Source organism: Enterobacter sp. AN-K1, from assembly GCF_020971765.1.
GTDB lineage: Bacteria > Pseudomonadota > Gammaproteobacteria > Enterobacterales > Enterobacteriaceae > Enterobacter > Enterobacter hormaechei_C.
The window spans coordinates 3,345,451-3,372,103 of record NZ_CP087390.1; the positions used below are offsets into that span (position 1 = coordinate 3,345,451).

Below are 26,653 nucleotides of genomic sequence, written 5' to 3' on the forward strand. Positions count from 1 at the left end.
GACATTAATCATAGTGCCATTTTCACCGAAGATGGAACCTGGTTCTTCGGAGAAGAGAAAATGGTACGTCGTCTGGTACAACTTTATGTCGGTTTAGGCCTGTACGGGCTTTCAACCGCGATGTTTATTCGTTCGGATCTGGGTGTCGACCCGTGGGATGTCTTTCACCTTGGCGTCGCCATCCAGACCGGGATGAGCATCGGCACGGTGATTATTTTAACCGGGGCCGCGGTGCTGCTGCTGTGGATCCCGCTGCGTCAGCTGCCGGGACTGGGTACTATCAGTAATGTGATTTGTATTGGTCTGGCGGCCGATGCGTCAATGGCGCTGATCCCTGAGCTCACCTCGCTGCCCGTGCGCATCACCCTGCTGGTTTCCGGCATTGTGGTTAACGCCCTTGCCACCGGGATGTATATCGGCGCGGGTTTTGGCGCAGGCCCGCGCGACGGTCTGATGACCGGCATACATGCCCGGCTGGGCTGGTCGATCCGCAGCGTGCGTACCGCGATCGAGGTGACCGTGTTGATCGTCGGCTACCTCCTCGGGGGAGCGTTTGGCGTTGGAACCGTACTGTATGCATTAACCATCGGCCCGCTGATCCAGCTCTGTTTGCCGTGGTTTCGTCAGGGACCGCGCATTCAGAAAGCCGCGCGGCCGGAGCGGATTGTTTAATTTTGCGAAGCGCTCACAGGCTATGATGGCGTAACTGTGTCAGAATAGAGACTTCTCTTTTTACGACGCCAGAATGTATGAAAGCGATCACTCTTTATGACGTTGCCCGCGTGGCGGGCGTTTCCTATCAGACCGTTTCCCGGGTGATTAACGACGCAGAACACGTTTCTGCCCGTACGCGGGAAAAGGTCCGGCAGGCCATGGCGGCGCTACACTATGTGCCTAACCGTGGCGCGCAGCAGCTGGCCGGGAAACGTACCCGCACGCTGGGGCTAATGACCAGCGATCTGGCGCTGCATGCGCCGTCGCAAATCGCCTCAGCTGTAAAATCCCGGGCAGTGGAGCAGGGGGCTAGCGTACTCATCTCCATGGTGGAGCAACCCGCGCAGTGTCAGGCTGCTTTGCAGGAATTACTGGCGCAGCGCGTGGAGGCGCTGCTGGTGAACGTTCCGCTGGAAGATGCACAGGCAGAAATGCTTCAGGAAATGGCCTCGCCGACCCCGGTTCTTTTTCTCGATGTTTCCCCCACAGCTCGGGTTAACAGCCTTGTTTTCAATGCCGAACAGGGCGCTGGCCTGGGGGCAGAGCATCTGCTTTCGCTGGGGCACCAGCGAATTGCGCTGCTCGCCGGGCCGGAAAGTTCTGTCTCTGCCCGGGCTCGTCTGGCGGGATGGAAAACCACGCTGGCCCGGGCCGGCGTGGAGGCGTTTGCGGTGGCGCAGGGCGACTGGAGCGCGGCCTCGGGCTATGAGAAAGGGCATCAGCTCCTGGCGGGCGCGCAGCTGCCGGAGGCGATCCTCGTCGCTAACGATCAGATGGCGCTTGGCGTTTTACGCGCCTGTGCGGAAAAAGGCGTTGCGGTACCGGGGCAGATCTCGGTTGTCGGGTTTGATGATACGGCTGACAGCGCGTGGTTTTCACCTCCGCTCACCACCGTTCGGCAGGCGTTCCGCGAGGCCGGTGAGCGCAGCGTGGAGCGGCTGATGGCACCTGCCCATCACGACGAATGCTGGCAGGAACAACTTCCCGTTACGTTGATCGTGCGTCATTCCACCGCGCCGCGCGCCGCACAGCAGGCCGATCGTGAAGATCTGGCGCAACAGCTCAGAACGCTGGCGCTGCTGGCGGAGAAGCTGGCGCGCAGCTAGCACTTTTGTGATCGTGCTCGCCTGGTGACGATCAAAGTCTTTACCGCCACCGTTTACCAGGGCATGTTGGCTAAAATTGTGAGCGCTTCGCAAAGAGGTTGATATGTCTTCTACATTGCCGCTGACCCTCAGCGCACTTCTGGCGCGTCGTGACTGGGAAAACCCGGGCGTGACGCAGTGGAATCGTCTGGCCGCACACGCGCCTTTTCATAGCTGGCGCGATGATACCTTCGCCCGCGAGGATAAGCCTTCGCTGAGCAAGCGTCTGCTTAATGGCGTCTGGCGATTCAGCTTTTTCCCGGCGCCAGAGCAGGTTCCCGAGACATGGTTAACGGACGATCTGGCTGACGCCGTTGAGATGCCCGTGCCGTCGAACTGGCAGATGGAGGGATTTGACACTCCCATCTATACCAACGTCACCTATCCGATAAATGTGAACCCGCCGTATGTTCCGGCTGAAAACCCAACTGGTTGTTACTCGCTCACATTTGAGATGAATGACGCCTGGCTGTGCAGCGGGCAAACCCGCATTATTTTTGACGGGGTGAATTCAGCTTTTCATCTGTGGTGTAACGGCCAGTGGGTGGGCTATTCGCAGGACAGCCGTCTGCCTGCGGAGTTCGATCTCAGCGCGGTGCTGCGACCGGGGCAGAACCGCCTGGCGGTGATGGTGTTACGCTGGTGCGACGGAAGCTACCTGGAAGATCAGGACATGTGGCGGATGAGCGGCATTTTCCGTGACGTCTCGCTGCTGCACAAGCCGGAAACGCGAATTGCCGATTATCAGATCGTGACCGATCTGAATGCCGAATGCGATCGGGCGATACTCCGGGTTGACGTTGCGCTGGAAGGCTCACGCTACGCCGAATGCGAGGTGGCGTTTACCCTGTGGCGTAATGGCGAAGCCTGCGCGCAAACCACGCAGCAGCCCGGATCGGCCATCGTGGACGAACGCGGCAGTTGGGCAGAACGGCTCACGGTGGCGATCCCCGTGAACGCTCCCGCGCTGTGGAGCGCTGAAACACCGGAATGCTATCGGCTGACAATGTCGCTTCGGGATGCGCAGGGTAACGTGCTGGAGACTGAAGCCTGCGATGTCGGTTTCAGACGCGTCGAAATCAGCAACGGCCTGCTGAAGCTTAACGGCAAACCGCTGCTGATCCGCGGCGTGAACCGTCACGAACATCATCCTGAGAAGGGGCAGGTGATGGATGAGGCGACCATGCGCCGCGACATCGAACTGATGAAGCAGCATAACTTCAACGCCGTGCGCTGCTCGCATTATCCGAACCATCCTCTGTGGTACACGCTTTGCGATCGCCACGGCCTGTACGTGGTCGATGAGGCGAATATTGAAACCCACGGCATGGTGCCGATGAGCCGCCTGGCGGACGATCCGCGCTGGCTGCCTGCCATGAGCGAACGCGTAACGCGTATGGTGCAGCGGGACCGGAATCATCCGTCCATCATCATCTGGTCCCTGGGGAATGAGTCCGGGCATGGGGCGAACCACGATGCGCTGTACCGCTGGCTGAAAACCACCGATCCCACGCGGCCGGTGCAGTACGAAGGCGGCGGCGCGAGTACAGCCGCTACCGATATTGTCTGCCCGATGTATGCCCGCGTCGATCAGGATCAGCCGTTCCCGGCGGTGCCAAAGTGGTCGATTAAAAAGTGGATCGGCATGCCGGACGAAACCCGTCCGCTGATCCTCTGCGAGTATGCCCACGCGATGGGCAACAGCTTTGGCGGCTTTGCCAGCTACTGGCAGGCATTCCGCAGCCATCCCCGTTTGCAGGGCGGGTTTGTCTGGGACTGGGTCGATCAGGCGCTGACGAAAAAAGCAGAAGACGGCACGGCATACTGGGCCTACGGCGGCGATTTTGGCGATAAGCCCAACGACCGTCAGTTCTGCCTCAACGGGCTGGTGTTTCCCGATCGCACTCCGCACCCCGCCCTTTACGAGGCGCAGCGTGCCCAGCAGTTCTTTACCTTTACGCTGGTGAGCACCGTTCCGCTGGTCGTCGATATCCAGAGCGATTATCTGTTCCGTCATATTGACAACGAGCATCTGCGATGGTCAGTGGCGCGTGACGGTGCGGTATTGGCTTCCGGCGAAACCCCCCTTTCTGTTGCGCCTCAGGAGACGCAGCGCGTTGAGATCCCGCTGCCTGAGCTTGATGCTGAGCCGGGCGAGGTCTGGCTCAACGTGGAGATCGTTCAGCCGCATGCCACGCCGTGGTCGCCGCCCGGCCACCGTTGTGCCTGGGATCAGTGGCCGCTCCCGGCTCCGCTGTACCTTGCGCCACCGAAAGCAGGCGGAACCCCTCCGCAGCTAACGGTGCAGGACGAAGCGCTGGACATTACTCATCAGCAGCAGCGCTGGCAGTTTAGCCGTCTCACCGGAAACCTGACCCAGTGGTGGAACGAGGGCGCTGAAACGCTCCGTTCCCCGCTAACGGATAACTTCACCCGCGCGCCGCTGGACAATGACAATGGCGTCAGCGAGGCGACCCGCATCGATCCGAACGCGTGGGTGGAACGCTGGAAAGCGGCGGGGATGTATGAGATGTCCTCGCGCCTCCTCCAGTGTGAAGCGGAGCAGCATGCCCGTGAGGTGGTGGTGACCACGCAGCACGTCTGGGAACATCAGGGAAAAGCGCTTTTTATCAGCTGCAAGCTCTGGCGGATTGATGACCACGGGGTGCTGCACGGTGATGTGCAGGTGACGGTGGCGTCTGACATTCCTGAGCCCGCTCGCGTGGGCCTGAGCGTTATGCTGGCGGATATCCCGGAAACGGTGCGCTGGCTGGGGCTAGGCCCGCTGGAGAACTATCCGGACAGAAAACTGGCGGCGCAGCAGGGGCGTTGGGCGTTACCGCTGGAAGAGATGCAGACGCCGTATATCTTCCCGACGGAGAACGGTTTGCGCTGCGACACCCGCGAGCTGACGTTTGGCTCCCATCAGTTGCAGGGACAGTTCCATTTCTCCCTGAGCCGTTATAGCCAGCGGCAGCTGCATGAGACAACGCATCAGCATTTGCTGCGGGAAGAGGCTGGCTGCTGGTTGAATCTTGATGCGTTTCACATGGGCGTAGGGGGGGACGACTCATGGAGCCCGAGCGTAGCCCCGGCCTTCATTCTGCAAAACCGCCGGCTGCGCTACACGTTTAGCTGGCAGCAGAACGGCTGAGCCGACACGTGCGGCCACTGCCGTGGCCGCAATGCTTATCTCAGGATCCCGCTTGCGCCGTGAATGCTCATATAAATCCCGACTACCGCGATCAGTGCCGCTGAGATCCACGGCGCCTTGCGCGAAAAGGCGCTAAAGCCGGGCCAGCGCTTCGCCGCATGTTTCATGCTTAATGCGGCAATTGCGCCAGAGGCGACGAGAGTGAGCGCCAGTCCGATACTGAAACTGAACACCAGCGTGGCGCCGAGCGCGAAATGTTTCAGTTGCAGGCAGATCAGCAGCACCGTAATGGAGGCCGGACAGGGGATAAGCCCACCGGTCAGGCCGAATAGCGCGATTTGCCCGGTGGTGACCTCTTTACCGTTGAAGCGTCGGTTAATGTCCTGGGCGTGTGCGCGCTGGTGGGCATCCTGCCACTCCTCTTCAACCAGAGGAGACATGTGGTCGTGATGATGCGCGTGGTCGTGATGATCATGATGGTGATGATGATCATCATGGTGGTGATGCGGCTGGCTCTCATGCCAGGTTCGCCACGCCATCCACAGGGCGATCAACACGATCAGAACCCCGGAAATCAACTGAAACCAGGGCTCAGAAGTATCTGCATCCCATCCCCGACCAAACCATAAACCCGCCATCGCAATGATCCAGACGACCGCCGTATGAGACAGCGTTGCGGACAACCCAAGCAACACAGCCTGTTTCAGCGTACCGCGGATCGCCACAATGAAAGCCGCCATCATTGTTTTTGAATGGCCTGGCTCAAGGCCATGGAGCGCGCCAAGCAGGATGGCGCTGGGGACAAACAGCCAGGCGTTACCCTGCTGTAGAAGAGAAGAAAAATCGTTCATTGAACATTCCGGGGTGGAAAACATGCCGAGAATACTACTCCCCCCCAGTAGTATAATACTACCCCCCAGTAGAAAAATACCCAGGGGGAGTAGAGCGTGATATGCTTTTTACGCCACCAAAGAGGAGCTAAGCGATGTCACACACAGTTCGTGATAAAAAGAAGTTATTGACCCGCCTGAAAAAAATACAGGGGCAAAGCGCTGCGCTGGAAAAAATGCTCAACAGCGATCATGAATGCGCCGAGGTGTTACAGCAGCTGGCGGCGATCAGGGGCGCGGTAAACGGCATGATGATGCAAGTAATTGAGGGACATTTAACCGATCACGTGGTGAAAGAGCCAGAGGAAGCGCAGCGCGAGGCCGATCTCGGGGTCGTGATGCAGGTGATCAAATCGTACCTTAAGTAATGTGCTTCTCCAGGTTGTGCCCGGCCCAGAGAATGAAATCCTCTTTAGGCAGTGCCTTGCTGAAATACCAGCCCTGGCCGTACTGCACGCCGTGGCGATGCAACCATTCGATCTGCCCTTCAGTTTCAATGCCTTCTGCGACCATCGCCAGTTTAAGCGATTTGGCCATTTCGATGATGTGGGGAGTCACGTTCTTGTACTCCAGCGCATCCACAAAGGATTTATCAATCTTCAGGGTATCAACATCCAGATCCTGCAAATAGCTCAGGCTGGAGTAACCCGTACCAAAATCATCAATGTAGATAGCGTGCCCGGCGCGGCGAAACGCAGCGATGGCAGGCACGCTGACGGCGGGATCGGCAAAGCCGCGCTCGGTCAATTCAAGGGCGATCTGGCGCGGGTGGACGCCCCATTTGTTGAGCAACTGACTCAGCTGGCGAGGCAGCTCGGGGGACGTTAAATCGGATGGCGCAAGGTTGACAGAAATGTGCAGTTCCGGGTGATGATGCAGCCAGGCGCCTAAATCCTCAAACACCTTATTCACCACCAGCTGCGTCAGCGTTGAAATAAGCCCCGTCTGCTCAGCCAGCGGCACAAAGAGATTGGGCGACAGGTGACTGCCATCTGGCTGCGGCCAGCGCATCAGCGCTTCAGCACCCACCAGTTTTCCACTGCACAGCGCCACGATGGGCTGATAGTAAACTTCGATCTCCCGGTTGTTGATCGCGTCGATCAGGCGGTTACGCGGGGATAACAAACGGCGGAGGATGCGCAGGACAATAAGGGCAGCAGCCAGGCTTAGCAAGATGCCAGCCGGTAGCCAGATGATCAGCTGCTGGTGCCAGGATTCCGCCAGCGGTTTTAACGACGCCCACGCGATCACCGTAAACCCCAGTTCGGGTACAGGTTTCAACACGTACATCGAGCCGTTGTATTGTACGCGCGTAACGTCCTGCTGCTCCTTAACGACAGAAAGAATATACGGGTCGACAATATTGCTTCTGGCAAATATCCGATGGGTTTCACTGCCCACCAGGGCGGCATCCATCGAAATTTCACCAAACGGGACAACATCCACAAGCGAGGCAGGATCAACCATCACCAGATAATGTCCTTTCCCCAGAACGGCCATATAGCGGTGAATGCCGAGGTCGTTTTGCGAGGTGAGCCACGCGCTATACCTGTCTGCGGTGATCCGCATCGGGGGCGGTAAGATCGCCGTATTACTGGATTGTTCAAGGGATGAGCAGAGCGGCTTCAGGTTATCGATATACATCACTTCCTGAATATAGCGCCAGGAGAACGCGACCCGGCGCATTTCGCGTAAATGCGGGGGAGTGCAGGGTGGGGCGTGGAATGTCTGTAGGTGCGTGAGCGCCTGTTTTGCCTGCGCAACGACTCTGTCGGTACGGATCAGGACGCGCGAGGCATAGCTGTCCAGAGCGTCCACAAATTTATCCTCTGCCTGACGATGCGCCAGCCAGATACTGAGGCACACAGGGACCAGCGCAGAGAAGATCAGTATGCCTGTTACCAGGCTGACCAGATGTCGGGTTCGCATGCTGCTTTATCCTTTCCATATGCCCACCTTGGGCCTGGAGTTTGCGCGCCAGAAGAAAAAGTTTTTTATCGCTAAATGATATAGTTATAGCATGTGACAGTCTCAGGCAGGTATCTGAATCAACCTTTCAAAAACAGGCTGTGCGTGACAGGGGTTGTTTTTGCAGTAAAGCTCAGATAGTATTTTGTTATGTTATAACAATACATGAAGGCCAGAGATGAAACCGAATATCCATCCAACCTATCGCACCGTTGTGTTTCACGACACCACGGCGAATGAATACTTTAAAGTCGGCTCAACGATTAAGACAGACCGTGAAATTGAGCTTGAAGGGAAAACGTATCCCTACGTTACCCTTGATGTCTCCTCTAAATCACATCCGTTTTATACCGGGAAGCAGAAGACCTTCTCGACGGATGGCAGCGCGGCACGCTTCCGCAAGCGTTTTGGCGGCTTTCTTGATGCGAAGCGAGGCTAATCATGCAGGTGCTGAACTCATTGCGCAGTGCAAAACAGCGTCACCCGGATTGCCAGATAGTCAAACGCAAGGGACGCTTATACGTGATTTGCAAATCTAACCCGCGCTTTAAGGCGGTGCAGGGACGTAAAAAAAGACGCTAGACGCGCGTCTCTCGCCAGCTTTCCAGGGATCTTTTCTGTTTGCCATCGGCGGTAAAATTGTCGGTGGCAAGCCAGCTTTCAAACGCGCTCGCCAGCGCTGGCCACTCTTTGTCGAGAATTGAAAACCAGTCGGTGTCCCGGTTTCGGCCTTTAATGACCAGCGCCTGGCGAAAACGCCCTTCAAACTGAAAGCCCAGACGCAGAGCCGCTTTGCGGGATGGTTCGTTCAGGCTGTTGCACTTCCATTCATAACGCCGGTAGCCCAGGGTATCGAACACGTACCGCATCAGCAGATACTGCGCTTCTGTCGACATGGGCGTCCGGCTTAACAGTGACGAGAGGTGAACATGTCCCACTTCCACAACGCCGTTTTTAGGATCGATCCGCATCAGGGACAGCGTCCCGACAGGAGACTGGGTCTGGTTATCGATAACGGTAAAGTGGATGGGATCGGCTAATTCGCTCACGCTCGCCACCCATTCGGCAAACTCCTCTGCGGTGGCATCTGGTTCACGCAGCAGCCACGTCCAGCTTCGGGTATCTCCGGCCAGGGAATACGCAGAGAACAACGCCGGGGCATGCTCCACGCGCAGCGGCTCAAGCCGACAATAGCGACCCTGAAGTATCACCCGGGACGGGTGCGGGCGAGGCTGCCAGTCGAAAAGGCTTTCGCCTACAGGTTGTCCAAACTCATTGAATGTATTCATCTTTATTCCCGTCAAATTGAAAAGATCTCCAGATTAATGAATTGCTGGTTCCTTAAAAAGAACCACCAGGCTATGTTTTTCTGGTACCACGAGGAGGAAAGATGAATATACCGGGTGATGAGCTTTACACCTTGCTCCATGCTGCGCTGAAAAAACGTGGGGAAGAGACGCTCCAGCGTGCGCTCTATCTTGCTTTGCGGGAGGCCATACTGTGCGGAAGGCTCCGGTCCGGCAGCCATTTGCCCGGCTCGCGGACGCTGGCGCAGCAGATCTCGGTGTCCCGAAACACCGTCAATGCCGCGCTGGACCAGCTCACGCTCGAAGGTTATTTGCTGCGTAGCCGCCAGGGCACGCGGGTGGGGCAATTCGCTCCTCGTACGATTACCCGGACATTACCGGACCCGGACGTCAGGCTGACAAAACGTGTCGCCCTGCTGCCCGCGCCTGTGCCGCGCGACACTCCGGTGATGGCGTTTACGCCGGGAACGCCTGCCATCAACTATTTCCCCTTGCCGCTGTGGCGGCGGTTGTACGATCGCGTCCTGCGCGAGGAGGGAAGCGCCCTGTTAGGGTATGGCGACCCGGCCGGCGAGCCGACGCTGCGGGCCGCCATTGCCCGCCATCTTGCGCTCTCCCGCGGCATTGACTGCGATGCCAGCCAGATAGTGATAACCGAAGGGGCGCTGGAGGGCGTCAATCTGTGCACGATGCTGTTAAGCGAGCCGGGGGATGTCGCCTGGGTGGAAAATCCCGGCTATAGCGGCGCCAAAAGCGCTTTCGTCAAAACCGGCCTGGCGATGACCGGCATACCGGTGGATGACGAGGGGATGTGCTGGGAAGGGCTGTCTGCGCCTTCACCCACGCTGATTTTTACCTCGCCATCGCATCAGTTCCCTTGCGGAAGCGTGCTCAGCGCGCGGCGGCGTCTGGCGCTGCTGGAACTGGCCCGGCAGCACAGCGCGTGGATCATTGAGGATGATTACGACAGCGAATTTCGTTATACCGGTGAGCCCGTCCCGGCGATGCTCGGAATGGTCAACAATGCGCCCGTTGTGTATCTGGGGACGTTCAGCAAAACGCTGTTTCCATCGCTCCGGATGGGGTTCATGGTGTTACCGCCAGCGCTGGCGAAGGCGGCGCGTCCGGCCATCGGCTCGCTGCTGCGCGGCGGGCATCGCGCTGAACAGCGCACCCTGGCGCTGTTTATTGAGGAAGGCCACTATGCACGACATCTTGCCGCCATGCGCCGCCTTTATCGTAAGCGTTACCGCCAGCTGCGGGAGGTGCTGAGCGCAGAGCTTCATACGCCGCACCGTGTTCTTGCCGGGGAAGGGGGAATGCACCTGACGCTGGCGATTGACGGTATCGACGACCAGCGGCTGGTGGAGCAGGCGAGAGCGTTTCAGCTGGCACCCGCTGCGCTGAGCGGGTATTACCTTGAGACGAAGCAGGGGCAAACCGGTCTGGTTTTAGGTTACGGTAATACCTCTGCTTCGCAGTTTGCACCGGGTATCCGACGTCTTCAGGCGCTCATTACACAGCAGTGGGGCGGGAAAGGGTAAAGACATCATAAAAAGAGAGCTGGCCCTTAGTGATGACCATTTTCTGCAACTTCTCTTTTTGCCCGGCTTCGACGGCCGGCGAGAGCAGGATATTGTCGATCAGCTCCTTCGGCACGTAACGCGTGTTGTACCACTCCCCGTTGTAGCACACGCGGAAATCGAGTACGTCGATATCTTCATACCGGTAACGCGGATTGACGTCGAAAAAGAAAAACGCGTTAAACACCACGAACAGCACAACCAGTAGCCAGACGGAATCGACCAGTGTTTCAGACTTCAGCATGACGATAAGCGTTGCCAGCCAGGCGGCGTACATGGCGACGAACAATCCGGGGTGTTTGCGAATAAAGCTGATGCTAAAGCGCGGGCGATTGTCGCGCTTTTCGCGGGTATTGAGATCGTCGATGGTGGCGGTAAGCAGGCGCTGTATCTCTGTCATTTTTTGCCTTTATGATTGTTAAAAATACAGGTGATCTGCCTATTTTATGAGAGGGGTTTAGGCGATGAAAGTAACAGTTATGCCAGGAAAAAGCATAACAGTTACTCAGGATGCGCTTAGATCATTTTAATGATTTTCGCCGGATTCCCGCCCACTACCGCATTGGCCGGCACGTCTTTGGTCACTACCGCGCCGGAAGCGATAACCGCATTATCGCCAATGGTCACGCCTGGATTAATCACCGCGCGTCCGCCGATCCAGACATTATCACCAATGGTGACCGGTTTACCGTACTCCAGCCCGCTGTTACGTTCGGTCGCATCCAGAGGATGCGTGGCCGTATAAATGTGCACTCCCGGCGCAAGCATACAGTTATCGCCAATGCGGACAGGGCAGACGTCCAGCATGACGCAATCGAAGTTAGCGTAAAAATTGTTGCCCAGATAGATGTTATACCCGTAGTCGCAGCGGAAGCTTGGCTCTATATAGGCACCTTCGCTTTGACCCAGCAGGTCAGCTAATAAGGCGCGACGTTCGGCCTTCTCATCGGGTGCGGTATGGTTATAGCGGTGAACAAGATGACGCGCGCGTAAACGGTCAGCCCTCAGCGTGTCATCGCCAGGGCGGTAATATTCACCTGCAATCATCTTCTGTTTTTCTTCACTCATGGGAACCTCTCTGGAATCGTTTTACGCAGCGTAAAGAGGATTAACCAGAAAGGGAACGTTCCCTAAAAGTGGCTGTGACGGGAGTCACAACATTCTTGCGCATAAATACGTTTTATACGGGAACCTGGCGTTTGCATTTGAAGCGTAATTCGAAAGGTAAATTCAGCTTAACAACGGGCGTAATGCCTTTACAGTCTCTCTTCAACGATTAACGAACAAATTTCCACACCGAAGAGGGGATCTTGTCATACAGTTTATTCATGGTCAGCTCAGCAAGACGATGGTCGGCAGCTGAATAAAATACCGCCAGTTCATTATCAGACAGCTCGTATTTATTTTTCTCAATAACTCGTTCAAGGGTGTCAATTGACTGGCAGCGTCGCAGGCGCATCAAATAATCGACTTTTGTTAATGGTTTATCAGACATAAATTCACCTTAGTAATTGTAATAATTTTAACAGGAAAGACTAACCGGATTAGCTCTGCTGACATTAGTGAAGCAGCGAAATAGACGGTTTCCTGATTTACGCCATTTCTGCAAATCCTGTGCGTTAATGCCGTAGCTGCTGAACAACATAAAGGTGTCGTCCAGGTATTCATCAATTTGCTCTATCAACTTATTATCTTCATTGTACTTAATTTTATAATTAAGTGCGAAGGTGGCGATATGCTCGATCAGCTCGTTGAGCTGTAAATTGATAGCAGACGTTGGATCGTTCACCCAGCCATGGTTACTTTCTTCAAGATTGGCAAGGCAGTCATGGTACAAGGATTCGCAGAGAAATTTCAACTGCGCGATATCATGCCTTTTTGGCGAGTACTCGTCCATAGCGCATCCCCTTCTGAGTGATTTTTTACTCACCGAACATCATGTCGGGATGGATACAACTTGCTTAGCCACACGGGAGCTGTGTTCCTGATAACTCTAACTATAAGCCACTCTGATCAAGATTTCACCGCGCTATTACGAAAAATTACAATTAAATCGTTACTGTTCGAGCCTTTACGCAAATCTACCTTTTGCAGCGAACGCGTTAATCAATAAAAAAGACGATTTTTATCGGTTCCTTAGAATTCATTGAGTTAGCGCAAAGTTTCATGTGAAGTCCGAAACCAGATATCTTCAGATATTTTCCATTGCTTAGGAATAGTCCGAATAATTTACGTCACGAAATGATAATAAAAGAATGCTGAGTTCCTGGTGTAAGTTATCGGCCTATTATGATAGGCCTTATTAAAAAGGAGGAAAATAAATAGAAAGGCAATAGGTCTATTTTATGATTTTTTCTGAAAAAGAAAAAGGCCGCAAATGCGGCCTTTTTATCATGTGAAACCGGTATCAGTGATGTTCTACCGAATGATTGTGCTCAACGTCTTCATTCTTACGGCTGAAGCGGCGGCGAACCACCACGAAGAACACCGGTACGAAGAAGATCGCAAGAACGGTCGCGGTTACCATCCCACCCATTACGCCGGTACCTACTGCGTTCTGTGCGCCGGAGCCCGCGCCGGAGCTGATAACCAGCGGCATAACGCCGAGGATAAACGCCAGGGACGTCATCAGGATTGGACGCAAACGCATACGAACGGCTTCCAGCGTTGCTTCAATCAGGCCTTTTCCTTCTTTCTCCATCAGATCTTTGGCGAATTCGACGATTAGTATCGCGTTCTTCGCCGACAAGCCAATGGTTGTCAGCAGGCCCACCTGGAAGTAAACGTCGTTGGTCAGCCCACGGAACGTTGCGGCAAGCAGCGCACCGATAACCCCCAGCGGAACCACCAGCATAACGGAGAATGGAATCGACCAGCTCTCATACAATGCCGCCAGACACAGGAACACCACAATCAGTGAAATGGCGTACAGGGCAGGGGCCTGGTTACCGGACAGACGTTCCTGATAGGACATGCCGGTCCAGTCGTAGCCGACACCCGCAGGCAGTTTGCTGGCCAGTTCTTCCATCAGGTTCATGGCTTCACCGGTGCTTCGGCCCGGGGCTGCCTGACCGAGGATTTCCATCGATGGCAAGCCGTTATAACGCTCCAGACGCGGTGAACCGTATTCCCAGCGCGAGGTTGAGAAGGCGGAGAACGGCACCATCTGGCCATCGCTGCCGCGAACATACCAGTTGTTGATATCGTTCGGCAGCATACGGTATTGCGCTTCGGACATCACGTAGACTTTCTTCACGCGACCACGGTCGATGAAGTCGTTGACGTAGCTGCCACCCCAGGCTGCACCCAGCGTGGTATTAATGTCGCTGATGGAAACACCCAGCGCCTGCGCTTTTTCCTGGTCGATATCGATCTTGTACTGCGGCGTATCTTCCAGACCGTTAGGACGTACGCCCACCAGCAGGTCAGGGTGTTTTGCCACCTCGCCAAACAGCTGGTTACGCGCCTGAGTCAGTTTTTCGTGGCCCAGACCGCCCTGGTCAATCAGCTGGAAGTCGAAGCCGGTCGCCGTACCCAGTTCAACAATCGCTGGCAGGTTAAAGGCGAAGACCATCGCATCTTTAATCTGTGAGAAGGTGCCCATCGCGCGGCCGGTAATGGCTTCTACCTTGTTCTCTGCGCCCGGACGTTCAGACCAGTCTTTCAGAGAAACGAAGGCGATACCGGTGTTCTGACCACGACCCGCGAAGCCAAAGCCGTTAACCGCAAACACGGATTCGACGTTGTCTTTCTCTTTGGTCAGGAAGTAGTCGGTCATCTCATCCAGCACCTTTTGCGTACGCTCTTGCGTCGCACCGGCCGGAAGCTGCGCCATACTCAGGAACACGCCCTGGTCTTCATCTGGCAGGAACGAGCTTGGCAGACGAACGAACAGGAAAGCCATGCCCACCACGATGATGATATAGAGCAGCAGGTAACGACCGGTGCTGCGCAGGATGTTACCCACGCTGTCGGTGTAGTGGTGCGTACTCTTATCAAACATGCGGTTGAACCAGCCGAAGAAGCCTTTATGCTCGCCGTGACCGCCTTTCTGAATCGGCTTCAGCATCGTCGCGCACAGGGCTGGCGTCAGGATCAGTGCAACCAGTACCGACAGCGCCATCGCCGAAACTATGGTGATGGAGAACTGACGGTAAATCGCACCGGTAGAGCCGCCAAAGAAGGCCATCGGAATAAATACCGCAGACAGTACCATCGCGATACCGACCAGCGCGCCCTGGATCTGGCCCATTGATTTACGGGTTGCTTCCTTCGGCGGCAGGCCTTCTTCCGCCATGACACGCTCGACGTTTTCGACCACCACGATGGCGTCATCCACCAGCAAGCCGATGGCGAGCACCATCCCGAACATCGTCAGGGTGTTTATCGAGTAGCCAAATATCGCCAGCACCGCGAAGGTCCCGAGCAGTACAACCGGCACGGCGATGGTTGGGATCAGCGTTGCGCGGAAGTTTTGCAGGAACAGGTACATCACCAGGAAGACGAGAATGATCGCCTCAACCAGGGTTTTCACCACTTCGTGAATCGAAATTTTAACGAATGGCGTGGTGTCATACGGATAAACGATTTTCAGACCTGACGGGAAGAACGGTTCCATCTTCTTCAGTTCTGCACGGATAGCCGTCGCGGTGTCCAGGGCGTTCGCGCCCGTCGCCAGTTTGATACCCAGACCGGAAGCCGGTTTACCGTTGAACTTCGCAATGATGTCGTAGTTCTCACCGCCCAGCTCAACCTTCGCCACGTCACGCAGGCGAACCTGCGAACCGTCCTGATTCACCTTCAGCAGAATTTTGCTGAACTCATCGGCGGAGGTCAGACGCGTTTGCGCGATGATCGACGCGTTAAGCTGCTGGCCTTTCACCGGCGGTGTACCACCCAACTGACCGGCGGCAACCTGGGCGTTCTGCGCTTTAATTGCGCTGATCACGTCAACCGGCGTCAGCTGGAAGTTGTTCAGTTTATTCGGATCCATCCAGATACGCATCGCGTACTGGGAACCGAACAGCTGAACGTCACCCACACCAGACGTACGGCTGATGGCGTCCTTCATGTTGGCGCCCACGTAGTCGGAAATATCCTCCTGCGTCATGGTGCCGTTGGTGTTGATCACGCCGACCACCATCAGGAAGCTACTGGACGATTTCTCGACGCTCACGCCCTGCTGTTGTACTTCCTGCGGCAGCAGAGGCATCGCCAGCTGCAATTTGTTCTGCACCTGAACCTGTGCAATGTCCGCATCCGTACCGGATTCAAAGGTCAGGGTGATCTGAACCGTACCGGTTGAGTCACTGTTTGAGGACATGTACATCAGGTTATCGATACCGTTCATGTTCTGTTCGATAACCTGCGTAACGGTATCCTGCACCGTTTTGGCATCAGCGCCCGGATAGGTTGCGGAGATCGTCACTGCCGGCGGCGCAATCGTTGGATATTGCGCGACAGGCAGCTTCAGGATCGCAAGTCCCCCGGCCAGCATGATGATTATGGCGATCACCCACGCAAATATGGGGCGATCGATAAAGAAATTAGGCATGTCTTAACGGCTCCTGTTTAAGTTAAGACTTGGTTTGTTCTGACTGGCCAGCGGCCGACGCTTGTTGTTTGTCGTCAGATTTCACTTCCTGAGCTTTGACCTGCGCACCAGGACGAACTTTTTGCAAACCAGTAATAATTACGCGATCGCCATCTTTCAGACCTTCCGTTACCAGCCACTTGTCGCCAATCGCCTGCGTTGCAGTGATATTGCGTGTTTCGACTTTGTTATCGGCACCCACAACCAGTGCGCTCGCATCACCGCGTGGCGTACGGGTCACACCTTGCTGAGGAACCAGAATGGCGCTTGGGTTAGTCCCTTCCTCAAGACGGGCGCGTACGAACATACCGGGCAGCAGGGTTTTATCCGGATTGGGGAAAATGGCCCGGATGGTGATAGAGCCGGTGGTCTGATCGACGGTCACATCAGAAAATTCCAGTGTGCCAGTCTGTGAGAACTTGATACCGTCGTTGGTAACCAGTTCCACTTTGGCTTTACCGTTTTCCTGTTTCAGGGTGCCGTTAGCCAGCTCCTGTTTGAGACGCAGGAAATCGTTGCTGGACTGGGTGACGTCAACGTAGATCGGGTCGAGCTGCTGCACGGTGGCCAGCGCGTTGGTTTGACCGTTCTGCACCAGCGCACCTTCGGTGACGGCTGATTTACCAATGCGACCGCTGATAGGGGAGGTCACTTTGGTGTAGGCCAGGTTAATACGCGCGGTTTCTACCGCCGCTTTCGCCGCCACAACGGCTGCGTTGGCTTGCTGTGCATCGGCCAGGGCAGAATCGTAATCCTGTTGGCTGATGTACTGCGTGCCGAGCAGTTTCTTGTAACGATTCAACGTCAGCTGCGAGATTTTGGCTGCCGCTTCGGCTTTAGCCAGATCGCCCTTAGCGCTCTCATAAGACGCCTGATAGGTTGCTGGATCAATCTGATACAGAGACTCGCCTGCCTTGACATCACCGCCTTCGGTGAAGTTACGTTTCAGGATGATACCGCTCACCTGCGGACGCACTTCCGCAATGCGGTAGGCGCTGGTGCGGCCCGGTAGTTCTGTTGTCATCTGGAGAGGTTCGGATTTGAGCGTCACGACGCCAACTTCTGGCACCTGCTGAGCTCCTTGTTGAGCCTGTTTGTCGTCACATCCTGTAAGCGCTAAGCTGCCTGAGAGCATCAGAACGACCGCCAGAGGCGTTAACCCTCTGTTTTTGTTCATATGTAAACCTCGAGTGTCCGATTTCAAATTGATCAAGGGTCCTGAGTCTAAAAACCCATTGCTGCGTTTATATTATCGTCATGCTATGGTACATACATTCATAAATGTATGTAAATCTGACTCCTGTAAATTCATCAACGTATGGCACGAAAAACCAAACAACAAGCGCTGGAAACCCGACAACACATTCTGGATGTGGCAATGCGTTTGTTCTCACAGCAGGGTGTTTCGGCAACCTCGCTGGCACAGATTGCTCAGGCCGCGGGCGTCACGCGGGGAGCGATTTACTGGCATTTCAAAGACAAGTCCGATCTGTTTGGTGAAATCTGGGAGCTTTCAGAGTCCAGCATTAGCGATCTTGAGAGTGAGTATCGGGCAAAATTCCCTCACGATCCACTCTCAGTGTTAAGAGAAATTCTAGTATATATCCTTGAAGCGACGGTTGTTGAAGAGCGTCGTCGTCTGATGATGGAAATCATCTTCCATAAATGTGAGTTCGTTGGTGAAATGGCGGTGGTTCAACAGGCGCAGCGCGACCTGTGTCTGGAAAGCTACGATCGCATCGAACAGGTCCTCACGGAGTGCATGCAGGCCAAAATGCTTCCTGCCACATTACTCACCCGCCGGGCGGCGATCCTGATGCGCAGCTATATTTCCGGCCTGATGGAAAACTGGCTTTTTGCTCCGGAGTCGTTCGATCTCAGATCAGAGGCGCGCAGCTACGTCGAAATTTTTCTTGAGATGTGCCAGCTCTGTCCGACCCTTCAAAGTAAACTTAGCCCGCGCTCTGCCTGATCGGGCATGGGAAAAATCGTAGACCCTTTCCGTCGTACTATTCTGCTTCAGCCGGGCGTGATATCCTTCATGCCCGACTATTTCCGGTCATTTCTCACATCACATTCACAACTATGCTGCACATCAATCGCTCGCAACATCCTGTTCTGGCCCTGTTTTTGATCCTGCTGTTTTACTTTGCAGCCGCGCCGCTTTCATGGGCCCGTGCAGACAACGGCAGTGACATTCCCACGCGTGCTGATGTTCAGTCGCAACTCGACACCCTGAATAAGCAAAAAGATCTCTCCGCCCAGGAAAAGCTCGTTCAGCAGGATCTAACGGAAACCCTGGAAACGCTGGACAAGATCGATCGCATCAAAGCCGAAACGGCCCAGCTACGGCAGAAGGTCGCTCAGGCGCCGGAGAACATGCGTAAGGCAACGGAGGCGCTGAGTGCGCTCAGCGACGTCGATAACGACGATGAAACCCGAAAAACGCTTGCCACGCTGTCGTTGCGCCAGCTTGAGTCGCGCGTGGCGCAGCTGCTGGACGATCTGCAAACGGCGCAGTCCGATCTCTCAACCTACAACAGCCAGCTGGTTTCGCTGCAAACCCAGCCTGAGCGCGTGCAGAACGCCATGTACTCGGCGTCGCAACAGCTACAGCAGATACGTAACCGTCTGAATGGCATCACCGTGGGGGAAGGGGCGCTTCGTCCCACCCAGCAAACGCTGCTGAACATCCAGCAGACGCTGCTAAACGCGGAGATTGAACAGCAGCGTAAGAGCCTGGAAGGCAACACGGTGCTACAGGATGCGCTGCAAAAACAGCGTGACTACGTGACCGCGAATATCAACCGGCTTGAGCATCAGCTTCAGCTGTTGCAGGAAGCGGTGAACAGCAAGCGCCTGACGCTGACTGAAAAAACGGCGCAGGAAGCGGTTTCGCCAGACGAGACGGCCCGTATTCAGGCCAACCCGCTGGTGAAGCAGGAGCTGGAGATTAACCACCAGCTGAGCGAGCGTCTGATTCAGGCGACTGAAAACGGCAGCGCGCTGGTGCAGCAAAATATTAAGGTCAAAAACTGGCTGGATCGCGCTTTGCAGGCCGAGCGCAACGTCAAGGAGCAGATTGCCGTCCTGAAGGGCAGCCTGCTGCTGTCGCGCATTCTCTACCAGCAACAGCAGACGCTGCCGTCCGCCGACGAGCTGGAAGACATGACCAACCGCATTGCGGATTTGCGTCTTGAACAGTTTGACGTTAACCAGCAGCGCGATGCGCTATTCCAGAGCGATACCTTCGTTGCCAAAGTGGAAGAGGGCCATTCAGGTGAAGTGAACGCTGAAGTTCACGACGCGCTGTTGCAGGTGGTGGACATGCGCCGCGAATTGCTCGATCAGCTTAACAAGCAGCTGGGCAACCAGCTGATGATGGCGATTAACCTGCAAATCAACCAGCAGCAGCTGGTGAGCGTTTCTAAAAGCCTCCAGGAGATCCTGACCCAGCAGATTTTCTGGGTGAACAGCAATAAACCCATGGACTGGGACTGGTTTAAATCTTTCCCGGAAACGCTGAAATCCCAGATCAAAAGCATGAAAATTACCGTGAACTGGGAGAAAGCCTGGCCTGCGGTGATGATTGCCTTCCTGACGGGGCTGCCTTTGCTGCTCATCGCTGGCGTCATACGCTGGCGTTTGAAATGGCTGAAACAGTACCAGGCGAAGCTGGCCTCGGAAGTGGGGCAACTGCGTAACGACAGCCAGCTGCACACCCCGAAAGCGATCCTGATCGATCTGATCCGTGCTCTGCCGGTCTGCCTGTTGATACTCGCCGTGGGCCTGATCCTGCTGACCATGCAGCTGAATATCAGCGATCTGCTGTGGGCGTTCAGCAAGAAGCTGGCGCTGTTCTGGCTGGTGTTTGGTCTGTGCTGGAAAGTGCTGGAAAAAGATGGCGTCGCCGTCCGCCACTTCAACATGCCGGAAAAACTCACCAGCCACTGGCGTCGCCAGATTGTGCGCATCAGCCTCGCGCTGCTGCCGCTGCACTTCTGGTCAGTTGTGGCGGAGCTTTCCCCGCTGCACCTGATGGATGACGTGCTGGGGCAACTGGTGATTATGCTGAACCTGCTGCTGATTGCCGTTCTGATGTGGCCAATGTGCCGCGACAGCTGGCGGGATAAAGAGTCCCACAATCTTCGTCTGGCTACCGTAACGGTACTGGCGATCATTCCTCTGGCGCTGATGGTGCTGACGGCGACGGGTTACTTCTATACCACGCTGCGTCTGTCCGGCCGCTGGATCGAAACGGTTTATCTGGTGATTGTATGGAACCTGCTGTTCCAGACCGTGCTGCGTGGTTTGAGCGTGGCGGCGCGCCGCATTGCGTATCGTCGTGCTGTTGCCCGTCGGCAGCATCAGGTGAAAGAGGGGGCTGAAGGGGCAGAGCCGCAGGAAGAGCCGACCATTGCTCTGGAGCAGGTTAACCAGCAAACGATGCGTATTACCATGCTGGTGATGATCGCCCTGTTTGCGGTGATGTTCTGGGCCATCTGGTCTGATTTAATTACCGTCTTCGCCTACCTCGACAGTATCACGCTCTGGCAATACAACGGTACCGAAGCGGGCGCTGCGGTAATGAAAAGCGTCACCATGGGCAGCCTGCTCTTTGCGCTGGTGTCGTCAGTGGTTGCCTGGGCGTTGATCCGCAACCTGCCGGGTCTGCTGGAAGTGCTGGTGCTCTCAAGGCTGAACCTGCGTCAGGGGGCGTCGTACGCTATTACCACCATCCTGAACTATGTCATTATTATTGTCGGGGCGATGACGGTATTCGGCTCGCTGGGCGTCTCGTGGGATAAACTCCAGTGGCTGGCGGCGGCGTTGTCGGTGGGTCTGGGCTTCGGCTTGCAGGAGATCTTCGGTAACTTTGTCTCTGGCCTGATTATCCTATTCGAACGTCCGGTGCGTATCGGCGATACCGTCACCATCGGTACTTTCTCCGGGACCGTCAGCAAGATCCGCATTCGTGCGACCACCATTACCGACTTCGATCGTAAAGAGGTGATCATCCCGAACAAAGCGTTTGTGACCGAGCGTCTGATCAACTGGTCGCTCTCGGATACCACCACTCGCGTGGTGATCCGACTCGGGGTGGCCTATGGCTCGGATCTGGACAAGGTGAAAGAGGTACTGCTGAAGGCGGCAGCTGACCATCCAAAAGTGATGCACGATCCTGCGCCAGCGGTATTCTTCACCACCTTCGGGCCGAGCACTTTGGATCATGAGCTGCGCCTGTACGTACGCGAACTGCGCGATCGCAGCTACACCGTCGATGAGCTGAACCGCACCATTGACCGTCTGTGTCGTGAAAACGATATTAATATCGCCTTTAACCAGCTTGAGGTTCATCTGCGCAACGAGAAAGGCAATGAGCATACGGAAGTGAAGCGCGAGATTAAGGGGGACGACCCTACTCCCGCCTAATCTATTTCCCTCTCTCCTCTGGGGAGAGGGTAGGGTGAGGGGGAAGTTTCCCCTCAAAATCTCGTCGCACAATCTCCAGCGCTTTCAGCACCGTCTCCGCCGGGATCTCGTGATTCTCCAGCAGCATAATTAAATCGACGGCCAGCTTGACCTCGTCGGGGGCATTTTCCAGTGACATCAGTGGCTCCTGTTAACGGGTCAGGCGTTCAATGACGCGTTCAATCTCATCCAGCGCCTGACGGCAGCGGACGATACGGCCTTCCAGCGCGCTGATTTCACGCATTAATAACTGCTGCTCTTCCAGCGTTTCGCTGGTGTTCAGGCGGGCTTCGCGCTCGCGCTTCATCTCAAACAGACGGCGCTCAAACTCCTGGTTCTCCAGCCGCTTGCGCTGCCATTTACCGAGCCCCGGCGAGGCGCTGTCCCACGCCCGTAACGGCCAGGCGGCGATTTCCCGGTGCAGGGCGGTGATCTGCTCGGTAAGATGCTCCGCAAGCCACGCGACCTGTTCCTGCTGTTCACTCTCAACCGCGTGACGAAGCTCGTCGAGATTGGTCTGCGCTTCAGCAAGATAATCCTCAATGACGGTGCTGCGGGTGCGGAAGAGCTGTCGGTCAAAGCGCGGTTTCAGCGTGGCGTGGCCCATCAACGGCGTGGCCTGCGCCCGCAGCGCGATCAGCTGATTTTGCAGCCTCTCAAGAAGCAGTGCTGTTTTCAAGGCGCTCTCCAGTGGTAAAGTAGCCGTTCAGTTTGATAACGATTCGCATTATGCAGCGTACTATTTTAATCATCATTGGCTGGCTCGCGGTAGTGCTGGGCACGCTGGGTGTGGTTTTACCCTTGCTGCCGACCACCCCGTTTATCCTGTTGGCCGCCTGGTGCTTCGCCCGCTCGTCGCCGCGTTTTCACCACTGGCTTCTGTACCGCTCGTGGTTTGGCGGCTACCTGCGGCACTGGCAAAAACACCGGGCCATGCCGCCCGGGGCTAAGCCGCGCGCCATTGCCTTCATCCTGATCACCTTCGCCGTCTCGTTATGGCTGGTGAAAATGATGTGGGTGCGCATTCTGCTGCTGGCGATCCTGGTCTGCCTGCTGATCTTTATGTGGCGGATCCCCGTGGTTGATGAAAAGCAACAAAAGCACTGAAGCCTCATCATGGCGGTTGCAATTATGGCGCTCAGCCAGTAAATTCGACCGTTTTCGAGCACAGGTGCGCCTGGTCAAAGGTTAAACAACTGTTACTTTGACCGACTCGTCGCGCGCCGTGAGTAACACTGTTTCATTTAGGCACAAACCGATGACCGCAACTGCACAGCAGCTTGAATATCTGAAAAATAGCATCAAAAGTATCCAGGACTATCCAAAACCTGGCATTCTTTTCCGCGATGTCACCAGCTTGCTGGAAGACCCGAAAGCGTACGCCCTCAGCATTGAACTGCTGGTTGAGCGTTATAAAAACGCCGGGATCACCAAAGTAGTAGGTACTGAAGCCCGTGGCTTCCTGTTTGGCGCACCGGTTGCGCTGGCGATGGGCGTGGGTTTTGTGCCGGTGCGTAAGCCGCGCAAACTGCCGCGTGAAACCATTGCTGAGAGCTATGAGCTGGAATACGGCACCGATCAGCTGGAAATTCACGTTGATGCCATCAAGCCAGGCGACAAAGTGCTGGTGGTGGACGATCTGCTGGCAACCGGCGGCACCATCGAAGCGACCGTGAAGCTGATCCGTCGTCTGGGCGGGGAAGTGACCGACGCGGCATTCATCATCAACCTGTTCGATCTCGGCGGCGAGCAGCGCCTGGAAAAACAGGGTATTACCAGCTACTGCCTGGTGCCATTCCCGGGACATTAATCCCGTATCTCACAACCTCGCTCAATGGGTGAGGTTGTGATAGCATTCCCCTCCATTAATTCACCTTCCAGCGTTGCAGAGCCTGCCCATGAGTTATCAGGTGTTAGCCCGTAAATGGCGACCACAAACCTTTGCTGACGTTGTCGGTCAGGAACATGTGCTGACGGCCCTGGCGAACGGCTTGTCGCTAGGTCGCATCCATCACGCCTATCTTTTCTCCGGCACCCGCGGCGTCGGTAAAACCTCTATTGCCCGTCTGCTGGCAAAAGGTCTGAACTGCGAAACCGGGATCACCGCCACCCCGTGCGGCGTGTGCGACAACTGTCGTGAGATCGAGCAGGGGCGTTTTGTCGATCTGATTGAGATCGACGCCGCCTCGCGCACCAAAGTGGAAGACACCCGCGATCTGCTCGACAACGTGCAGTACGCCCCGGCGCGCGGCCGCTTCAAGGTCTATCTGATCGATGAAGTGCACATGCTGTCGCGCCACAGCTTCAACGCCCTGCTGAAAACGCTGGAAGAGCCGCCTGCGCATGTCAAATTCCTGCTGGCGACCACCGATCCGCAAAAGCTGCCGGTCACGATCCTCTCGCGCTGCCTGCAATTCCATCTGAAGGCGCTCGACGTTGAGCAGATCCGCGCTCAGCTTGAGCATATCCTCGATGAAGAGAACATTGTCCACGAGCCGCGTGCGCTGCAACTGCTGGCCCGTGCCGCGGACGGCAGCCTGCGCGATGCGCTGAGCCTGACCGACCAGGCGATTGCCAGCGGTGACGGTAAACTCTCCACCGACGCGGTCAGTACCATGCTCGGCACGCTGGATGACGATCAGGCGCTGTCGCTTATTGAAGCGATGATTGCCGCCAACGGTGAGCGGGTAATGACCCTCGTCAACGACGCCGCTGCCCGTGGCATTGAGTGGGAAGCGCTGCTGGTCGAGATGCTCAGCCTGCTGCACCGTGTGGCGATGCTGCAACTGTCTCCGTCGGCTATTGGCGCGGACATGGCGACCATTGAACAGCGGATGCGTGAACTTGCGCGCACCGTGCCGCCGGCTGATGTTCAGCTTTATTATCAGACGCTGCTGATTGGCCGCAAAGAGCTGCCGTTTGCACCGGATCGCCGGATGGGCGTTGAAATGACGCTGCTGCGCGCGCTGGCCTTCCATCCGCGCAAGCCACTGCCGGAGCCGGAAACGCCCCGGCAGTCCTTTGCGCCGGTTGCGCCGACCGCGGTAATGTCACCGCAGCAGGTGCCACCGCAACCGGCATCGCCGCCGCCGCAAAACGTGCCGCTGTCGGATGCCACCAGTTCGGTGCTTGCCGCACGAAGCCAGTTGCAACGTGCGCAGGGAGCAACCAAACCAAAAAAGAGTGAACCGGCAGCGCCTGCAAGAGCGCGGCCGGTGAACAACGCCGCGCTTGAACGACTGGCCTCGGTAACGGAGCGCGTGCAGTCGCGTCCGGCACCGTCCGCGCTCGAGCAAAAAGCCCCGGCGAAAGAAGAGGCATACCGCTGGAAGGCGACCACCGTTGTTGAAACGGTCAAGGAAGTGGTCGCCACGCCAAAAGCGCTGAAAAAGGCGCTGGAGCATGAAAAAACGCCGGAGCTATCCGCGAAGCTCGCGGAAGAATCCATTGAGCGCGACGCCTGGGCCGCCGAGGTCAGCAAACTGCAACTGCCGAAGCTGGTGGAGCAGGTCGCGCTGAACGCCTGGAAAGAGCAGGACGGTAATCAGGTGCGTCTGCACCTGCGCCCTGGCCAGCGGCACCTCAACTCCCCTGGCGCGCAAAAGGCGCTGGCCGAGGCGCTTACCGCATTACAGGGTGTACCGGTTGAATTGACTATCATTGAAGATGATAATCCGGCGGTGAAAACGCCGCTCGAGTGGCGTCAGGCCATTTATGAAGAGAAGCTCGCGCAGGCGCGCGAGGCGATAATTGCGGATAACAACATCCAGACCCTGCGCCGGTTCTTCGACGCCGATTTGGATGAAGAGAGTATTCGCCCCATTTGATCGTGAGTCTGACTTACGGTTGTAATCCTTAACGTGAAAGAAGAGAGAAGCCTATGTTTGGTGGAAAAGGCGGTCTGGGTGGTCTGATGAAGCAGGCTCAGCAGATGCAGGAAAAAATGCAGAAGATGCAGGAAGAGATCGCTCAGCTGGAAGTCACGGGTGAATCCGGTGCCGGTCTGGTCAAGGTGACCATCAACGGTGCGCATAACTGCCGTCGCGTTGAAATCGACCCGAGCCTGCTCGAAGACGACAAAGAGATGCTGGAAGATCTGGTTGCAGCCGCGTTTAACGATGCCGCTCGCCGTATCGACGAAACCCAGAAAGAGAAAATGGCCTCTGTTTCCAGCGGTATGCAACTGCCGCCGGGCTTTAAGATGCCATTCTGATGCAAACCAGTCCGCTGCTCACGCAGTTAATGGAAGCACTGCGCTGCCTGCCGGGCGTTGGCCCGAAGTCGGCGCAGCGTATGGCGTTTACGCTATTGCAGCGCGACCGCAGCGGCGGGATGCGCCTGGCGCAGGCTCTGACCCGCGCCATGTCAGAAATTGGCCACTGTGCGGATTGCCGGACCTTTACCGAGCAGGACGTATGTAACATCTGCACGAACCCGCGTCGTCAGGAAAACGGTCAGATTTGCGTGGTGGAGAGTCCGGCGGACATCTACGCCATCGAACAAACCGGGCAGTTTTCCGGCCGCTATTTCGTGCTGATGGGGCATCTCTCCCCGCTGGATGGCATCGGCCCGGACGATATCGGTCTCGATCGCCTGGAGCAGCGCCTGGAGTCGGAAACCATCAAAGAGGTGATCCTCGCCACCAACCCGACGGTGGAAGGGGAGGCAACCGCCAACTACATCGCCGAGCTGTGCGCGCAGTACGGCGTTGACGCCAGCCGCATCGCCCACGGCGTGCCGGTCGGCGGTGAGCTGGAGATGGTCGACGGCACCACGCTGTCACACTCGCTGGCCGGACGTCACAAGATTATTTTCTGACCAAACGGA

The 26,653-nt window shown here is 56.3% G+C and carries 25 protein-coding genes and 1 other annotated feature; of the genes, 14 read left to right on the plus strand and 11 right to left on the minus strand.

Features of this window, described 5'->3' with window-relative positions:
* Positions 1 to 60 precede the first annotated feature (60 nt).
* The 3 genes from LOC22_RS15915 to LOC22_RS15925 all read left to right on the plus strand — a co-directional run bounded on the left by LOC22_RS15915 (position 61) and on the right by LOC22_RS15925 (position 5,013).
* Positions 61 to 672: a YczE/YyaS/YitT family protein gene (locus tag LOC22_RS15915; RefSeq protein WP_015571261.1), complete on the plus strand. Its 612-nt coding sequence runs from the start codon at positions 61 to 63 to the stop codon at positions 670 to 672.
* Positions 673 to 749: 77 nt separating this feature from the next.
* The gene (locus tag LOC22_RS15920; protein WP_017694402.1) at positions 750 to 1,820 is read left to right on the plus strand and encodes a LacI family DNA-binding transcriptional regulator; all 1,071 of its coding nucleotides are present in this window, start codon (positions 750 to 752) and stop codon (positions 1,818 to 1,820) included.
* A 103-nt stretch (positions 1,821 to 1,923) separates the two neighbouring features.
* Entirely contained in the window at positions 1,924 to 5,013 is a 3,090-nt protein-coding gene (locus tag LOC22_RS15925) for a beta-galactosidase (protein ID WP_230239037.1), read from the plus strand.
* Between the two features lie 35 nt (positions 5,014 to 5,048).
* Here LOC22_RS15925 and LOC22_RS15930 read toward each other — a convergent pair whose 3' ends face one another.
* Positions 5,049 to 5,864: a nickel/cobalt efflux protein RcnA gene (locus LOC22_RS15930; protein ID WP_045344591.1), complete on the minus strand. Its 816-nt coding sequence runs from the start codon at positions 5,862 to 5,864 to the stop codon at positions 5,049 to 5,051.
* Positions 5,865 to 5,998: 134 nt separating this feature from the next.
* On the opposite strand from LOC22_RS15930, the gene LOC22_RS15935 reads away from it, so the two are divergent.
* Positions 5,999 to 6,271 (plus strand): metal-sensing transcriptional repressor, encoded by a 273-nt coding sequence (locus LOC22_RS15935; RefSeq protein WP_015571258.1) that lies wholly within the window; start codon positions 5,999 to 6,001, stop codon positions 6,269 to 6,271.
* On the opposite strand, the gene LOC22_RS15940 is transcribed toward LOC22_RS15935, so the two are convergent.
* The gene (locus LOC22_RS15940) at positions 6,264 to 7,832 is read right to left on the minus strand and encodes an EAL domain-containing protein (RefSeq protein ID WP_230239038.1); all 1,569 of its coding nucleotides are present in this window, start codon (positions 7,830 to 7,832) and stop codon (positions 6,264 to 6,266) included. The genes LOC22_RS15935 and LOC22_RS15940 overlap by 8 nt on opposite strands.
* 217 nt (positions 7,833 to 8,049) lie before the next feature.
* Here LOC22_RS15940 and LOC22_RS15945 point away from each other — a divergent pair, with 217 nt between their 5' ends.
* Positions 8,050 to 8,310 (plus strand): type B 50S ribosomal protein L31, encoded by a 261-nt coding sequence (locus LOC22_RS15945; RefSeq protein WP_015571255.1) that lies wholly within the window; start codon positions 8,050 to 8,052, stop codon positions 8,308 to 8,310.
* Between the two features lie 2 nt (positions 8,311 to 8,312).
* Complete coding sequence (ykgO, locus tag LOC22_RS15950; protein WP_003859006.1) at positions 8,313 to 8,453, plus strand: type B 50S ribosomal protein L36; 141 nt, start codon at positions 8,313 to 8,315, stop codon at positions 8,451 to 8,453.
* Here ykgO and LOC22_RS15955 read toward each other — a convergent pair.
* Positions 8,450 to 9,160, minus strand: a complete 711-nt coding sequence (locus LOC22_RS15955; protein ID WP_230239039.1) for a GNAT family N-acetyltransferase — start codon at positions 9,158 to 9,160, stop codon at positions 8,450 to 8,452. The two genes, ykgO and LOC22_RS15955, sit on opposite strands and share 4 nt — an antisense overlap.
* Before the next feature lie 101 nt (positions 9,161 to 9,261).
* On the opposite strand from LOC22_RS15955, the gene LOC22_RS15960 reads away from it, so the two are divergent.
* Positions 9,262 to 10,722 (plus strand): PLP-dependent aminotransferase family protein, encoded by a 1,461-nt coding sequence (locus LOC22_RS15960; RefSeq protein WP_045349927.1) that lies wholly within the window; start codon positions 9,262 to 9,264, stop codon positions 10,720 to 10,722.
* On the opposite strand, the gene LOC22_RS15965 is transcribed toward LOC22_RS15960, so the two are convergent.
* From LOC22_RS15965 to acrA, 6 genes are all read right to left on the minus strand, one after another.
* A complete protein-coding gene (locus LOC22_RS15965; protein ID WP_023296041.1) occupies positions 10,694 to 11,161 on the minus strand; it encodes a YlaC family protein in 468 nt (155 codons plus the stop codon). The genes LOC22_RS15960 and LOC22_RS15965 overlap by 29 nt on opposite strands.
* Positions 11,162 to 11,277: 116 nt before the next feature.
* The gene (gene maa, locus LOC22_RS15970) at positions 11,278 to 11,829 is read right to left on the minus strand and encodes a maltose O-acetyltransferase (protein WP_015571251.1); all 552 of its coding nucleotides are present in this window, start codon (positions 11,827 to 11,829) and stop codon (positions 11,278 to 11,280) included.
* A gap of 208 nt (positions 11,830 to 12,037) precedes the next feature.
* A complete protein-coding gene (locus tag LOC22_RS15975) occupies positions 12,038 to 12,256 on the minus strand; it encodes an HHA domain-containing protein (protein WP_015571250.1) in 219 nt (72 codons plus the stop codon).
* 27 nt (positions 12,257 to 12,283) lie between these two features.
* A complete protein-coding gene (tomB, locus tag LOC22_RS15980) occupies positions 12,284 to 12,658 on the minus strand; it encodes an Hha toxicity modulator TomB (RefSeq protein WP_006809850.1) in 375 nt (124 codons plus the stop codon).
* A 510-nt stretch (positions 12,659 to 13,168) separates the two neighbouring features.
* Positions 13,169 to 16,315 (minus strand): multidrug efflux RND transporter permease subunit AcrB, encoded by a 3,147-nt coding sequence (gene acrB, locus LOC22_RS15985; RefSeq protein WP_015571248.1) that lies wholly within the window; start codon positions 16,313 to 16,315, stop codon positions 13,169 to 13,171.
* Positions 16,316 to 16,337: 22 nt separating this feature from the next.
* A complete protein-coding gene (gene acrA / locus LOC22_RS15990) occupies positions 16,338 to 17,531 on the minus strand; it encodes a multidrug efflux RND transporter periplasmic adaptor subunit AcrA (protein ID WP_017694395.1) in 1,194 nt (397 codons plus the stop codon).
* Between the two features lie 141 nt (positions 17,532 to 17,672).
* On the opposite strand from acrA, the gene acrR reads away from it, so the two are divergent.
* Together acrR and mscK are read left to right on the plus strand one after the other, a co-directional pair.
* Positions 17,673 to 18,326, plus strand: coding sequence for a multidrug efflux transporter transcriptional repressor AcrR (gene acrR, locus LOC22_RS15995; protein ID WP_015571247.1), 654 nt, complete (start codon positions 17,673 to 17,675; stop codon positions 18,324 to 18,326).
* Between the two features lie 113 nt (positions 18,327 to 18,439).
* On the plus strand, positions 18,440 to 21,787 hold the full coding sequence (gene mscK, locus LOC22_RS16000) for a mechanosensitive channel MscK (protein ID WP_230239040.1): 3,348 nt from the start codon (positions 18,440 to 18,442) through the stop codon (positions 21,785 to 21,787).
* 1 nt (position 21,788) lies between these two features.
* Here mscK and rsmS read toward each other — a convergent pair whose 3' ends face one another.
* Both rsmS and priC read right to left on the minus strand, forming a co-directional pair.
* The gene (gene rsmS, locus LOC22_RS16005; protein ID WP_017383212.1) at positions 21,789 to 21,965 is read right to left on the minus strand and encodes a pleiotropic regulatory protein RsmS; all 177 of its coding nucleotides are present in this window, start codon (positions 21,963 to 21,965) and stop codon (positions 21,789 to 21,791) included.
* A gap of 12 nt (positions 21,966 to 21,977) precedes the next feature.
* On the minus strand, positions 21,978 to 22,505 hold the full coding sequence (gene priC / locus LOC22_RS16010; protein ID WP_017383213.1) for a primosomal replication protein N'': 528 nt from the start codon (positions 22,503 to 22,505) through the stop codon (positions 21,978 to 21,980).
* 50 nt (positions 22,506 to 22,555) lie between these two features.
* Here priC and LOC22_RS16015 point away from each other — a divergent pair, with 50 nt between their 5' ends.
* The 5 genes from LOC22_RS16015 to recR all read left to right on the plus strand — a co-directional run bounded on the left by LOC22_RS16015 (position 22,556) and on the right by recR (position 26,644).
* Positions 22,556 to 22,933: a DUF454 family protein gene (locus LOC22_RS16015; protein WP_015571246.1), complete on the plus strand. Its 378-nt coding sequence runs from the start codon at positions 22,556 to 22,558 to the stop codon at positions 22,931 to 22,933.
* A gap of 151 nt (positions 22,934 to 23,084) precedes the next feature.
* On the plus strand, positions 23,085 to 23,636 hold the full coding sequence (gene apt / locus LOC22_RS16020) for an adenine phosphoribosyltransferase (RefSeq protein ID WP_006176947.1): 552 nt from the start codon (positions 23,085 to 23,087) through the stop codon (positions 23,634 to 23,636).
* 88 nt (positions 23,637 to 23,724) lie between these two features.
* Positions 23,725 to 25,653: a DNA polymerase III subunit gamma/tau gene (dnaX, locus tag LOC22_RS16025; RefSeq protein WP_017383214.1), complete on the plus strand. Its 1,929-nt coding sequence runs from the start codon at positions 23,725 to 23,727 to the stop codon at positions 25,651 to 25,653.
* Positions 24,983 to 25,047: a sequence feature (DnaX frameshifting element), on the plus strand. It overlaps the preceding gene by 65 nt.
* 53 nt (positions 25,654 to 25,706) lie before the next feature.
* Positions 25,707 to 26,039, plus strand: coding sequence for a YbaB/EbfC family nucleoid-associated protein (locus tag LOC22_RS16030; protein ID WP_003858972.1), 333 nt, complete (start codon positions 25,707 to 25,709; stop codon positions 26,037 to 26,039).
* Entirely contained in the window at positions 26,039 to 26,644 is a 606-nt protein-coding gene (gene recR, locus LOC22_RS16035) for a recombination mediator RecR (RefSeq protein ID WP_006809843.1), read from the plus strand. The genes LOC22_RS16030 and recR overlap by 1 nt, the downstream gene beginning before the upstream one ends.
* Positions 26,645 to 26,653 lie beyond the last annotated feature (9 nt).